Source organism: Nonomuraea sp. B19D2 (assembly GCF_040137845.1).
Lineage (GTDB): Bacteria > Actinomycetota > Actinomycetes > Streptosporangiales > Streptosporangiaceae > Nonomuraea.
The window spans coordinates 1-13137 of the sequence record NZ_JBEFAK010000082.1 but is presented as its reverse complement, the minus strand read 5'-3'; the positions used below and the strand labels follow the sequence as shown (position 1 = coordinate 13137).

Annotated in this window: 11 protein-coding genes; 7 read left to right on the top strand and 4 right to left on the bottom strand. The window is 70.6% G+C overall.

Annotation, left to right across the window (positions count from 1 at the left end; all coding sequences use genetic code 11):
- Nucleotides 1-10 precede the first annotated feature (10 nt).
- Entirely contained in the window at nt 11-2200 is a 2190-nt protein-coding gene (locus ABN273_RS56585; protein ID WP_349458065.1) for a glycoside hydrolase family 9 protein, read from the bottom strand.
- A gap of 293 nt (nt 2201-2493) precedes the next feature.
- Here ABN273_RS56585 and ABN273_RS56580 point away from each other — a divergent pair, with 293 nt between their 5' ends.
- The 7 genes from ABN273_RS56580 (at nt 2494) to ABN273_RS56550 (ending at nt 9886) form a co-directional block, all read left to right on the top strand.
- Nucleotides 2494-3777 carry an ABC transporter substrate-binding protein gene (locus ABN273_RS56580; protein ID WP_349458064.1) on the top strand — a complete coding sequence of 428 codons (1284 nt, stop codon included), beginning with the start codon at nt 2494-2496 and terminating at the stop codon, nt 3775-3777.
- Entirely contained in the window at nt 3767-4708 is a 942-nt protein-coding gene (locus tag ABN273_RS56575) for a carbohydrate ABC transporter permease (protein ID WP_502911344.1), read from the top strand. The genes ABN273_RS56580 and ABN273_RS56575 overlap by 11 nt, the downstream gene beginning before the upstream one ends.
- A gap of 2 nt (nt 4709-4710) precedes the next feature.
- Nucleotides 4711-5532 (top strand): carbohydrate ABC transporter permease, encoded by an 822-nt coding sequence (locus ABN273_RS56570; RefSeq protein WP_349458062.1) that lies wholly within the window; start codon nt 4711-4713, stop codon nt 5530-5532.
- Nucleotides 5529-6854: a GH1 family beta-glucosidase gene (locus ABN273_RS56565; protein ID WP_349458061.1), complete on the top strand. Its 1326-nt coding sequence runs from the start codon at nt 5529-5531 to the stop codon at nt 6852-6854. The genes ABN273_RS56570 and ABN273_RS56565 overlap by 4 nt, the downstream gene beginning before the upstream one ends.
- Entirely contained in the window at nt 6851-7843 is a 993-nt protein-coding gene (locus tag ABN273_RS56560) for a LacI family DNA-binding transcriptional regulator (protein ID WP_349458060.1), read from the top strand. The genes ABN273_RS56565 and ABN273_RS56560 overlap by 4 nt, the downstream gene beginning before the upstream one ends.
- Entirely contained in the window at nt 7840-8802 is a 963-nt protein-coding gene (locus ABN273_RS56555) for an aldo/keto reductase family protein (RefSeq protein ID WP_349458059.1), read from the top strand. Before ABN273_RS56560 ends, ABN273_RS56555 begins: the two co-directional genes overlap by 4 nt.
- An 82-nt stretch (nt 8803-8884) precedes the next feature.
- A complete protein-coding gene (locus ABN273_RS56550) occupies nt 8885-9886 on the top strand; it encodes a LacI family DNA-binding transcriptional regulator (RefSeq protein ID WP_349458058.1) in 1002 nt (333 codons plus the stop codon).
- 71 nt (nt 9887-9957) lie between these two features.
- On the opposite strand, the gene ABN273_RS56545 is transcribed toward ABN273_RS56550, so the two are convergent.
- From ABN273_RS56545 to ABN273_RS56535, 3 genes are all read right to left on the bottom strand, one after another.
- On the bottom strand, nt 9958-10683 hold the full coding sequence (locus tag ABN273_RS56545; RefSeq protein ID WP_349458057.1) for a maleylpyruvate isomerase family mycothiol-dependent enzyme: 726 nt from the start codon (nt 10681-10683) through the stop codon (nt 9958-9960).
- Entirely contained in the window at nt 10680-12368 is a 1689-nt protein-coding gene (locus tag ABN273_RS56540) for a (2,3-dihydroxybenzoyl)adenylate synthase (protein WP_349458056.1), read from the bottom strand. The genes ABN273_RS56545 and ABN273_RS56540 overlap by 4 nt, the downstream gene beginning before the upstream one ends.
- The coding region (locus tag ABN273_RS56535; RefSeq protein ID WP_349458055.1) for an acetate--CoA ligase family protein at nt 12349-13137 on the bottom strand (789 nt) is incomplete at its 5' end. The genes ABN273_RS56540 and ABN273_RS56535, both read right to left, overlap by 20 nt.

Below are 13137 nucleotides of genomic sequence, written 5' to 3'. Positions count from 1 at the left end.
GGATCCCCTGTCATAGGGAGTCAGTGAAAGCGGCGATCCAGGCAAGGGACGAGTTCCAGTTGATCGCCACCTCGTTGGTGGACCACGAGCCGATGTCGTCGATGTAGCACTTGGCCGGCGTACAGCCGGCCAAGTTGCGCTGGGCGACCGGGTCCTGCAGACCGGAGTTGGGGCCTCCGGCCAGGGAGCCGGGGGCGGGGGCGGGAAGGCTCGGGTCGATCTGGTGTGCCCAGAATCGGTGGTGCTGGTTGTGGCTGGCCCGCTCGCCGTACCCGGTGACGTAGGACTGGTTGAGCGCGTTGCGCCCGAGCAGGTAGTCCATCGACTCCAGGACCGCTTCGCGGTAGCGGCGGTCGCGGGTGAGGTCGTAGGCCGTCGCCATGATCATTGCGCTGTTGGTGGTGGCGCTGGTCGAGCCCCAGACGTACTTTCCGTCGGCCGGCAGGTAGGGGTTGGCGTAGCCCTGGGCTTTCATGTCGCGTACGTAGCCGTCTGCGACGGACAGCACCCGCTTGCGGGCGGCGGCGAACATGGCGGCCGGGAAGCGGCCGGGCAGCCGGGCGACGGTGAGGTCGGCCAGCGCGCCGGTCGACTGCCAGGAGAACCCGTCCGCGGTCAGTTTCGTGGTGACGAAGGGCAGGTAGGAGCGCTTGCCTGTGGTCGCGTACAGTTCGGCGGCGGCCCAGGAGAATTCGTCGGAGACGTCGGTGTCGTCGTAGGCGCCCCCGCCCTCGCCTCCCGGTGGTGCGTAGAGGTCGGGGTGCGCCCGGGCCGCCTGCCAGGCGGTCTCGGCGGCCTCAAGGCAACGCCGGGCGAACGCGCGGTCCCAGGTCTTCCAGATGCGGGCACACTGGGCGCCGGCTGCGGCAAGGTTGAGCGTCGCCGCGGTGGAGGGCGGGTAGAGGTAGCGCGGCTGGGCGTCCAGGTGCGGGATCGTCGGATGGCCGGTCCACGCGGCGTCGTGCATCTTGTGGTGGACCAGGCCGCTGCCGGGCACCTGCATGCGAAGCAGGAACTCCAGCTCCCAGCGAGCCTCGTCGAGCACGTCCGGGACGCCGTTGCCGGCCTCGGGGATGCGCAGCAGGCCGTCGCGCGTCCCCTCCGGGTCGTCCTGCCTGCGCGAGCGCTCGTAGAGGTCCATGAGCTGCCAGGCGGCGAGGGCGCCGTTCACCACGTACTTGCCGTGGTCGCCCGCGTCGTACCAGCCGCCGCGCACGTCCAGCGTGTGGTCGCAGGCGCCCGGCAGGCATGGGACGCGGGTGTCCCCCTGGTTGGGCGCGACGCCGAGGTGCCCGGCCGGCCTGGCGTAGGCGTCGCCGACGTATTCGGCCTCGATCGGGATGCCGCTGCGGTTGTGGTAGAAGTACGCCAGCGCGTCCCTGCGCAGCCCGTCGTACAGGTCGTCGCCGATGTCGAACGGCAGGCTGACCTGGTCGCCGACCGCGAGCGTGTAGCCGGTGCCCGCCTTGCGGACGGACGAGAAGTCGGCCACGTGGACATGGTCGCCGGACATCGCGTCGGCACCGTGCACCCGGGTGCGGCCCTGTGCCACGGCCGCGCCGCGCGTGTCGAGCAGCCGCCATTCCAGCGGCTCCGTCCCGGGGTTGACGATGGTGGCGCGCTTGGGACCCGAGATCGCGTAGCCGTGCTGGTTGACCCGCACCGGCGAGCCCAGGTCCCGGCCGCCGCCGGGCGGGAGCACCCCTCCGACCAGGGAGATCTCGTCCAGGCACACCGTGTACGGCTCCGTGGCGCCGCCCATCTGGAAGCTCACCTGTCCGTGCGAGTCCGAGACGTTCGACGTCGCGGTGTACTCGAACGTGCGCGGCGTGGCCGTCAGCTCGGGCCGCTGGTCCAGGGGGGTGGTGTACGGCGGTCCTGCGAGCTGGACGGTGGTGCGGATGGTGACGTCCCGGCTGGCGGAGGCGGTGAAGCGGAGCGTGTACGGCTGGCCGTCCTCCAACGGGACGTCGTTCTGGCCGATCATGGAGTCCCACGGGTTCGTGGTCCCGGCGGGGACGTCGGCGCACAACCGGCCCGACTCGACGCGTGACGGGGTGTTCTGGCTGCTCCACCAGGGGTCTTTGCCGTTGTCGAAGCTGCCGTTCAGCAACCGTTCGTAGGAGTCGGCGTGCGCGGGGGGCGCGAGGCCGGCGAGGAGGAGGACACAGGCCGCGGACAGCCTGAGTATGGCGGACATACCGGGACCTTTCAGGTCGCTGGACAGATCGTCCCCGGCACACCGCGGCGTCGTGCCGGATTTTCCGCCAGGGCTCCGCGCGCTGTCAACTGTTTCGCGGAGATTGAACCTTGCTCTCCTTGCCCCCTTCTCAGCGGTGCGACAATCCCCTACCATCGGCTGGGAGCGCTCCCAATAATGCACGGAAAAAGCTCTTGAACACTGGCACAATCCGCGGCGTCAACGCAGGTGGTCGGGTGTATCAAGCGGCTCCGTCCCCCCTGGAACCGCTCCCGAAAGTACGGAGACATGACATGACGACAAGGCTGACGCGGCCTCTGCTCGCCGCCACCCTCACCGGCCTGCTCGCGGCCTGCGGCGCCGGCGCGCAGACGCCGGACACCGCAACGCAGGGAAAGATCACTCTGGTGGTCAAGACCTTCAGCGAGTTCGGCTACGAGGAGCTCTACAAGCAGTACGAGGCCGCTCATCCCGGAATAACGATCAAGCAGGAGAGCATCGCCCAGCTCGGCGACTACCTGCCCAAGCTGCAGCAGTGGATGGCCTCGGGCAGCGGGGCCGGGGACGTGGTGGCGCTGGAGGAGGGCATCCTCATCCAGTTCATGGCCAAGCCCGAGCAGTTCGTGAACCTGCTCGACCACGGAGCCGGGTCACTCAAGGGCAACTTCCTGGAATGGAAGTGGAAGCAGGCGCTCACCAACGACGGTTCCAAACTCGTCGGGCTCGGCACCGACGTCGGTGCGCAAGGCATGTGCTACCGGACAGACCTGTTCGCCAAGGCCGGGCTGCCCACGGATCGCGAGAAGGTCGGCGAGCTCTGGCCGACCTGGGACGCCTACCTTGCCACCGGACAGAAGTTCACTCAGGCCAAGACGGGAGCGCACTTCTTCGACTCGGCCGGCGGCATCCACCAGAACATCCTGATGCAGCAGGGCGACCACACCTACTACGACACCTCCAACAAGCTGGTGATCGACACCAATCCCGGGGTGAAGGCGGCCTGGGATCAGGCGGTCAAGATGGTCCAGGCCGGGCTGTCGGCGAATCTCGCGCAGTGGAGCCCGCAGTGGAACGCCGGATTCAAGAAGGGCACCTTCGCCACGATCCCGTGCCCGTCCTGGATGCTCGGCGTCATCGAGGAGCAGGCGGGGCCGGAGAACGCCGGCAAATGGGACGTGGCGCGCGTGCCGGGCGACGGAGCCGTTCGCGGCGGCTCGTTCCTGGCGGTGCCGACGCAGAGCAAGCACCAGAAGGAAGCGGCCGAGCTGGTGAAATTCCTCACCAGCCCGAAGGGGCAGATCGCGGCGTTCAAGGCCGAGAGCAACTTCCCCTCGTCGCCGGAGGCCATCGACGACCCGGCGGTGCAGGGCTTCGTCAACGACTACTTCAACAACGCTCCCGTCGGGAAGATCTTCGGAGCGAGCGCGAAGGCGCTCAAGCCGGTCTACCTGGGGCCCGACAACAACCCGGTCGGTGACCGCGTCGGCAACGCGCTGATGGCCGTCGAGCAGGGCAAGCTCCAGCCGGACGAGGCGTGGGCCAAGGCCGTCGAGGACGCCAAGCGTGCTGCTAAGTGACAAGGCGCGATCCGCCGCGCACGCGAGGTCGCGGGCGGGGCTGCTGTCCCGGTCCCGCCTCGACCTGGTGGGCTCGCCCTACCTCTTCGTGGCGCCGTTCTTCGTGATCTTCGCGGTCTTCGGGCTCTTCCCGTTGCTGTACACCGCGTGGGTCTCGCTGCACGACTGGGACCTGGCAGGGGACGGGGGGTTCGTCGGGCTGGCGAACTACGCGGATCTGTTCGCCGACCCCGACTTCTGGAACGCGGTCGTCAACACGCTCGGCATGTTCGTGCTGGCCACGGTGCCGCAGTTGCTCCTGGCGCTGGTCGTGGCGAGCCTGCTCAACCAGCGGCTGCGTGCGCTGACGTTCTTCCGGATGGGAGTGCTCGCGCCGATCGTCACCTCGGTGGCGGCGGTGGGCATCGTGTTCAGCCAGATCTTCGACCGCGACGCCGGCATGGCCAACGGCCTGCTCGCCCTGCTGGGCGTGGACCCGGTGGACTGGCGGGCGGACAAGTGGTCGTCCTGGCTGGCGATCTCGGTCATGGTCGATTGGCGGTGGACCGGCTACAACGCGCTGATCTTCCTGGCCGCGATGCAGTCGGTGCCGCGCGACGTGTACGAGGCGGCGGCCATCGACGGCGCCTCCAGGGCCAGGCAGTTCTGGGGCATCACGGTGCCGCTGATCCGGCCGGCGATCCTGTTCGCTGTGATCATCTCGACGATCGGCGGCATGCAGCTGTTCACCGAGCCGCTCATCTTCGGCCAGGGCGGCTACGCCATCTCCGGCGGCAGTCTGCGGCAGTTCCAGACCGTGGCCATGTACATGTTCGAGAAGGCCTTCAGGGACTTCGACTACGGCTACGGCTCGGCGGTCGCCTGGATGATCTTCCTGCTCATCGTGGTCTTCGCTCTGGTCAACTTCCTGGTCACGCGGAGAGCGAGATAGCCATGCGAAACTCCGGACCTCTGGTCTACCTCACCCTGCTGGCGGCGATCGCGCTGTCGGTCTTCCCGCTCTACTGGCTGTTCGTCGTGGCCACCCGGTCCAACGACGTCGTCGGCGACTGGCCGCCGCCGCTCACCCCGGGCGGCAACCTGGGCGAGAACGTCGCGCGGCTCTTCGCGGCCGAGGACGCCAATTTCCTGCTGGGGATGGCCAACTCCGCGATCGCTTCCATCACTGTGACCGTGTCGGTGGTGTTCTTCTGCTCGCTGGCCGGCTTCGCGTTCGCCAAGCTGCGCTTCCGCGGCAGGAACGCGCTGTTGCTCGTCATCCTGGCCACGATGATGATCCCGGTCCAGATGGGCATCATCCCGCTCTATATGATCATGGTGGAGCTCGGCTGGCAGAACCGGCTGCAGGCCGTCATCGTGCCGTTCCTGGTCTCGGCGTTCGGTGTCTTCCTGATGCGGCAGTACGCCGAGCGGGCCGTCCCCGACGAGTTGGTCGAGGCGGCGCGGGTGGACGGCTGCTCGACCTTCGGCATCTTCTGGAAGGTCGTGCTGCCCGCACTGCGGCCGGGCGCCGCCGTGCTGGGGCTGTTCACCTTCATGGGCACCTGGAACGAGTTCCTGTGGCCGCTGGCTGTTCTGGAGGCCGACAACCCGACCGTCCAGTTCTCGCTCAGCCAGTTGTCCAGCGCCTACTACACCGACTACACGCTCATGTTCTCCGGGACGCTGATCGCCACGCTCCCGCTGTTGTTCGTCTTCATCGCGTTCGGCCGCCAGATCATCGGCGGGATCATGGAAGGAGCCGTCAAGGCGTGAACACGTTCGATCCTGGCTTTCTCTGGGGGGCCGCCACCTCGAGCTACCAGATCGAGGGCGCGGCCGCCGAGGACGGACGCGAGCCTTCGATCTGGGATGTCTTCGCCGCGCAGCCCGGCAACGTGCGCGACGGCGACACCGGCGACGTCGCCTGTGACCACTACCACCGCTACCGCGACGACGTCGCTCTCATGGCCGAGCTCGGCCTGCGCGCCTACCGCTTCTCCGTGGCCTGGCCGCGGGTGCAGCCGCGCGGATCGGGGGCCGTCAACCAGCGTGGCCTGGACTTCTACCGGCGCCTCGTGGACGAGCTGCTGAGCCGCGGGATCGAGCCGTGGCCGACGCTGTACCACTGGGACCTGCCCCAGCCGCTGGAGGACGCCGGTGGCTGGCCGGCGCGGGACACGGCCCTGCGCTTCGCCGACTACGCCGCCGCCGTGCACGACGCGCTGGCCGACAGGGTGACGCACTGGACCACGCTCAACGAGCCGTGGTGCGCGGCCTTCCTCGGGTACGCCACCGGAGAGCACGCGCCCGGCCGGCGTGAGCCTGCCGCCGCCATCCACGCCGTGCACCACCTGCTGCTCGGTCACGGCCTGGCGGCGAGCGCCATGAGCGGCTCGCGGGTCGGCATCACGCTGAACCCCACCCAGGCGAGCCCGGCCACCGGCGCCGCCGAGGACCTGGACGCCGCGCGCCGCATCGACGGCGTGGCCAACCGGATCTTCCTGGACCCGCTGTTCCGGGCCGCGTACCCGGCGGACGTGGTTCAGGACCTGACCGAGGTGACCGGCTTCGAGCACGTCCGTGACGGCGACCTGAAGATGATCGCCGCGCCGCTGGACTTCCTCGGCGTCAACTACTACACCCCGGCCATCGTCTCCGGCGACGGTTCCGCCCACCAGCCGAGCCCGTACGTCGGCTCTGAGACGGTGCGGTTCGTGGACGGCGGGCGGCCGCGGACCGCCATGGGATGGGAGGTCGACGAGGGCGGGCTGTCCGACCTGCTCGTGCGGCTCGCCCGCGACTACCCGGTGACCGCCCTCTACGTCACCGAGAACGGCGCGGCCTACGACGACGAGGTGCACGACGCCGACCGGATCGCCTACCTCGACGGCCACCTGCGCGCCTGCCACGACGCCGTGGCGCGGGGAGTGCCGCTGCGCGGCTATTTCGCCTGGTCCCTGCTGGACAACTTCGAGTGGGCGCACGGGTACTCCCAGCGGTTCGGCCTGGTTCACGTCGACTTCGCCACACTGCGCCGTACCCCCAAGGACAGCGCGCGCTGGTACGCCGAGGTGATCAGGCGCGGTGGGCTGTGAGACCCACGATCGAGCAGGTGGCCGCGCACGCGGGGGTCGGCCGGAGCACGGTCTCCCGCGTGCTCAACGGCTCCCCCAAGGTGCGCCAGAAGACCAGGCTCACCGTGCAGAAGGCCATCGAGGAGTTGCGCTACACCCCCAACCGGGCCGCGCGTTCGCTGGTCACCCGGCGCACGGACACGGTCGCGCTGGTCATCTCCGAATCTCCCGAGCGGGTGTTCAGTGACCCGTTCTTCGCCGGCGTCGTACGCGGCATCGCGGCGCAGCTGACGTCGTCCGGCAAGCAGCTGCTGATGACCATGGCCCGCTCGAGCAGCGAACGGTCAGCCTTGGAGGCCTATCTCGGGGGCGGCCACGTGGACGGTGTCCTGCTGCTCTCGCTGCACCACGACGATCCGCTCCCGTCCCACCTGGGGGAGCTCGGCGTCCCGGCGGTGCTGGGCGGCAGGCCGCTCGATCCCGGTCTCACCGCTCATGTCGTGGACGTGGACAACCAGGCGGGAGCGTACCTGGCGGTGCGGCACCTGATCGAGCGGGGCCGGCGCCGGATCGCGACCATCACGGGGCCGATGGACATGCTCGTCAGCGTGCACCGGCTGGGCGGCTACCGTGACGGCCTGACCGGCGCCGGGATCGAGGAGAGTGCCGAGCTCGTGGCGGGCGGGGACTTCAGCGAGCGGAGCGGCGCCGTGGCCATGCGGGCGCTGCTGGCCCGCAGGCCCGACCTTGACGCGGTCTTCGCCGCCTCCGACCTGATGGCCCTGGGCGCGCTGCGGGTGCTGCGCGAGGCAGGCCGCGCCGACGTGGCCGTCGTGGGCTTCGACGACTCGCCACTCGCCGAGCAGGCCGGGCTCACCTCGGTCCATCAGCCGGTCGAGGACATGGGCCGGGAGATGGTCCGCCTGCTGCTCATGCTGATCGGCGGCGGGACGCCGAGCCGGTTCGTCCTCGTCCTCACCCCACACCTCGTCACACGGGAGACTTCATGAAATTTCGTCATCTGGGGCGCAGCGGGCTCCTGGTCAGCGAGATCGCCTTCGGCAACTGGCTGACCGAGGACACCGTCGAGCCGTGCGTGCACGCCGCCCTCGACGCCGGGATCACCACGTTCGACACCGCCGACGCCTATGCCGAGACCCGCGCCGAGGAGGCGCTCGGCCAGGCGCTGCGGGGCGTCCGCCGCGATTCGGTGGAGATCCTCACCAAGATCTACTGGCCCACCGGCCCCGGCCCCAACGACCGCGGCCTGTCCCGCAAGCACATCATGCGCTCGATCGACGGCTCCCTGCGCCGTCTCGGCACCGACTACGTGGATCTCTACCAGGCGCACCGCTACGACTACGCCACCCCGCTGGAGGAGACCCTGCGGGCCTTCGACGACCTGGTGCGAAGCGGCAAGGTCCTGTACGTCGGCGTCTCCGACTGGACGGCGGAGCAGATCGCCGACGCGCTGCGGATCGCCGACGACCTGGGCCTGGACCGGATCGTGTCCAACCAGCCGCAGTACAACCTGCTCCGCAGGGTCATCGAGCCAGAGATCCTCCCGCTGTGCGCCAAGGAAGGTGTCGGCCAGCTCGTCTACCAGCCGATGGCCCAGGGCGTGCTGGCCGGCCGCTACTCCCCCGGTCAGGCGCCGCCCGCCGAGGCACGCAGGGAGTTCGTGGGCCGCCTGCTCACCGACGACGTCCTGACGCGCGTGGAGCGGCTCCGCCCGATCGCGGCGGATCTCGGGCTGACCATGGCGCAGCTGGCGATCGCCTGGGTGCTGCGCGGCCCCGGGGTCTCGGCCGCGATCGTCGGCGGCTCGCGGCCCGAGCAGGTGCGCGACAGTGCGGCGGCATCGGGGGTGCCCCTCGGAGAGGACGTGCTCGGCGCGATCGACGAGATCCTGGAGGACGTGGTGGAACGCGTGGCCGAAGGGCCGTTCAGCCCGCTCACCCGGCCCTGATCGCGACTGGGAGCGCTTACAATCAGGAAGCCTGATAATCTCCGCATGACCAGCGTGTACACACTTGGGAGCGCTCCTAAAAATGACGGATCGGCAGCCGACGCTGGACGAGGTGGCCCGGCGGGCGGGAGTGTCCAGGGGCACGGTGTCCCGGGTGATCAACAACGCCCCGCATGTGAGCCGGGCGGCGCGGCAGGCCGTGGAGCGGGCCATCAAGGACCTGGACTACGTGCCCAACGTCGCCGCCCGCTCCCTGGCCACCCAGCGCAGTGGCGCGGTCGTGCTGGCGGTCTCCAGCGACGACCAGGCCCTGTTCACCAACCCCTTCTTCGCCGAGGTCGTCGTCGGGGTGAACGCCGTCCTGGAGGAAACCGACCTTGAGCTGCTGCTGATCCTGGCCGCCTCCGAGCGCGGCAGGAACCGGCTGGCCCGTGTCCTGCAGTCACGCAGGGCGGACGGTGTCATGCTGCTGGCCCTGCGGGAAAACGACCCGCTGGCGAAGGTGGCCGCCGAGGGCGGCGTCCCCGTGGTGTCCGGCGGACGCTCCCTGGGCGGCTCCCACCACTGGTACGTGGACGCCGACAACCGCGACGGCGCGCGCCAGGCGGCCGAATACCTGATCTCCACCGGCCGCACCCGGATCGCGACCATCACCGGGCCGCTCGACATGCACGTCGGCGTATCCCGCTACATGGGCTTTCGCGAGGCGCTGGCGCTGGCCGGGCTCGGGGCCGACCGGGTCGCGCACGGCGACTTCACCGAGGCGAGCGGCGCCGCCGCGATGGCTCACCTGCTGACCCGGCATCCGGACCTCGACGCCGTGCTGGTCGCCTCCGACGAGATGGCTGTGGGCGCGCTCGGCGTGCTGAAGGAGCACGGCCGGGCCGTACCCGGCGAGATCGCGGTCGTGGGGTTCGACGACGTGGTGACCGCCCGGCACACCCATCCCACCCTGACCACCGTGCGCCAGCCCATCCAGGCCCTCGGCCGCGAGATGGTCCGCATGCTGCTCGCTCTGATCCGCGGCGAGCAGCCCACCCCGCTCATCCTCCCCACCGAACTGGTCATCCGCGAATCCGCCTGAACCCGTACGACGGCACCTGCGAGAGCCGTCGCAACGGTGTTCGACGCGGTACAGGGGCGGAGCCGGGGGCCTCACAACCAGGCGGGCAGGGCGGGTGGCGAACCAGGCAACCGCTCGGGTGGCACCCTGCCCGTCAGCCAGCCCACCAGTGCCGCCGCAGACGCGTGGACCACGGCACCGTCATGGTTGTGCTCGCCGGTCCCCAAGCGCCAGGTGAGGTCCCTGTCGGTCGGGACGAGCGTCACCGCCGGGCAGTCGTTCTTCCCGGACAGTGTCGCTGTGACGTCATCGGCGAGCAGATCGATCAGGTCGGCGGGCACGTCTTCCATATCTGCGTCGGAGTCCAGGTCGACGGCGTGGAGCCAGACTTCGCGCGCGCGCATCCAGGGCACCTCCGCAGCCGGTATGGCCCGGCCGAGGGCGCTGCGGACCGTGGCGGCCCACTGCTGGCCGGTGAGCGCCGCAAGAGCCTCGTGCAAGGTCAGGGCGGTGCTGGCGAGGTCGGAGCGCAGGCGGTGGGCGGGGTGCTTGGCGGTCTGCTCGATCTCGGCGGCGCGCTGCTGGCGGTCGGCGTACATCGGGGTCTCGATGCCGGTGGCCGCCCAGCGGGCGAGCCGGGTGAGCGCTTCGGCGTTGCGCGCCACATGCGCGATGACGTGGGCGCGCGTCCAGCCAGGCAGGAGGCTGGGCTCCTGGAAGTCGTCGTCGGTCAGCTTCTCGACCAGGGTGAGGAGGCGGTCGCTGCCCTGGCGCATCCAGGGCAGCGTGGCGCTCAGGTCGTGTCGTCGGCTGTTCATGCGTCCGTCCGGGCCGTCAGACGGGCGGCGATGTCCGCGCGCAGGGCCTTCTTGTCGATCTTCCCGACCTTGGTGGAGATCAACTCGTCCACGACCACCAGGTGTTCGGGGATCTTGAAGCGGGCGACGCCGCCGCGCTCCATCGTCGTGCGGATCTCGTCCAGGGTGACGGTGGCGCCGGGGCGGGGCACGACGTACACGCACACACGTTCGCCGAGGACGCCGTCGGGCATGGCCACGGCGGCGACCTGGCTGACCGCGGGGAGCTGGTAGACGAGGTTCTCGACCTCCTCAGCGGAGATCTTCTCGCCGCCGCGGTTGATCATGTCCTTGTCGCGTCCCTCGACGATCAGGTTGCCCTCGGGGGTGCGGCGGCAGATGTCGCCGGAGCGGTACCAGCCGTCGGCGGTGAAGGCTCGCTCGTTCTGTTCCGCGGCCTTGTAGTAGCCGCGCGGGGTGTAGGGGCCGCGGGTGAGCAGCGAGCCGGGTTCCCCTTCGGGGACGTCGTTGTCGTACTCGTCGACCAGGCGCACCTCGTCGGCCGGGGACAGGGGGCGGCCCTGGGTGGTGCAGATGACGTCGTCGGGGTCGTCGAGGCGGGTGTAGTTGAGCAGTCCTTCGGCCATGCCGAACACCTGCTGCAGCGTGGCGCCGAGTGCGGGTCTGACCTTGCGGGCCAGTTCGTCGGCGATGCGGGCGCCGCCGACCTGCAGGACACGCAGGCTGCGGACGTCGCCGGCGCCGTGCTTGGCGGCGTGTTCCAGCCATCGGACGGCGACGGCGGGGACCGCGGCGGTGTGGGTGACGCCTTCGGCCCGCATGGTGACGAAGGCGCGGGCGGGCTCGGGGGAAGGCAGGGTGACGACCCGGCCGCCTTTGAGCAGCGTGCCGAGCAGGCCGGGGCAGGCGAGCGGGAAGTTGTGGCCGGCGGGCAGGGTCACCAGGTAGACGGTGCCGGCGTCCATGGCGGCGATGTCGGCGCTGGCTCGGGCGCTGTAGGCGTAGTCGTCGTGGGTGCGGGCGATGAGTTTCGGCAGGCCGGTCGTGCCGCCGGACAGCAGGAAGACGGCCACGTCGCGGCCGGCGGGCGCGCTTTCGTCCATGCGGGCGCGGTCGGCCTTGGGGTCGGCGGACGGCGCGCACAGCGCGCGCAGGTCGACGCTGCCGGGGGCGAGGTCGTCACCGGCGACGAGGACGTGCCAGCCGGCGCCGGTGACCGCCCTGACGTCGGCGGCCAGCTCGTGACCCAGTGCCTGGTGGTCGAAGTCGCGCATGCGGTCCGGGACGGCGATCGCGACCGCCTCGGCGTGGGTGGCGAGGTAGGTCAGTTCGCTGCGCCGGTGCCCGGGCAGAGCCATCACCGGGACGATGCCCGCGCGCAGGCAGGCGAGGGTGAGGACGACGAACTCCCATCCGTTGCCGAGCTGCACCACGATGCGGTCGCCGCGGCCGATGCCCAGATCCAGCAGGCGCACGGCTGCCGCGTCGGCGCGTTCGGCCAGCTCGGCGTGTGTGAGCCGGAGCCCGGCGACGGGATCGGCGAGTGCGGGCGCGTCGGGGGTGCGGTCGGCGACCTCGCGCAGCAGGTGCCCGAGCGGCACTCCGGCCCAGTAGCCTTCGGCGGCGAAGCGTCGGGCTTCGGCGTCCGGCCAGGGCACGACGTGGTCAGAGATGGGGCTGGGCATCGTCGGCCTCCCTGGGGATGATCACGGCGTCGAGGGCGACGAGACCGTCGGCGGTGAGTCTCAGCGGGTTGATCTCGATCTCGTCGATCAGCGGGTTGGCGGCGAGCAGGTCGCCGAGTGCGGAGACGATCCTGCTCAGCTCGCCGGGGTCGAGGACGGGCCCGGACCGCCATCCGGTGAGCAGGGCATGTCCGGTCAGCTCCGAGGGCATGGAGACTGCTTCGGCGGGGGTGAGCGGGGCGAGCCGGACGGCCACGTCCGCCAGCGCCTCCGCCACCGTCCCGCCCAGGCCGACGAGGACGACGGGGCCGAAGACCGGGTCGCGGCGGGCGCCGACGATGAGGTCGACACCGGCGGGGGCCATCTTCTCCACCAGGTAGCGGCGGGCGCCGGCGGCGTCGAGCCGGTCCAGTGCCGCCTCCAGATCGTCGCGGGTGGCGATGTCCAGATGCACGCCGCCGAGTTCCGTCTTGTGCAGTACGTCGGCGTCGAGCAGTTTGACGGCAACGGGGCCGCCGAGCTCGGCCAGGGCGGCACGGGCGCGGGCGCGGTCGTCGCAGGCGCGGCGCGGCATGGTGCGCACCCCGATCCTGGCGAGGAGATTCTTGGCCTGGTGCTCGTCGTGGCGGCCGCGGACATCCGCCGGCACCCGGCCGCCACCAGGAGAAGGGGCGGCGGTGTGCGCGCGGGCGCGGGCGTCGGCGAGAAGGGCGGCGGTCGCGGCCGCGACGCCGCGCGGCTCCGTCGTGACGGCGGCCCCGGCCGCCAG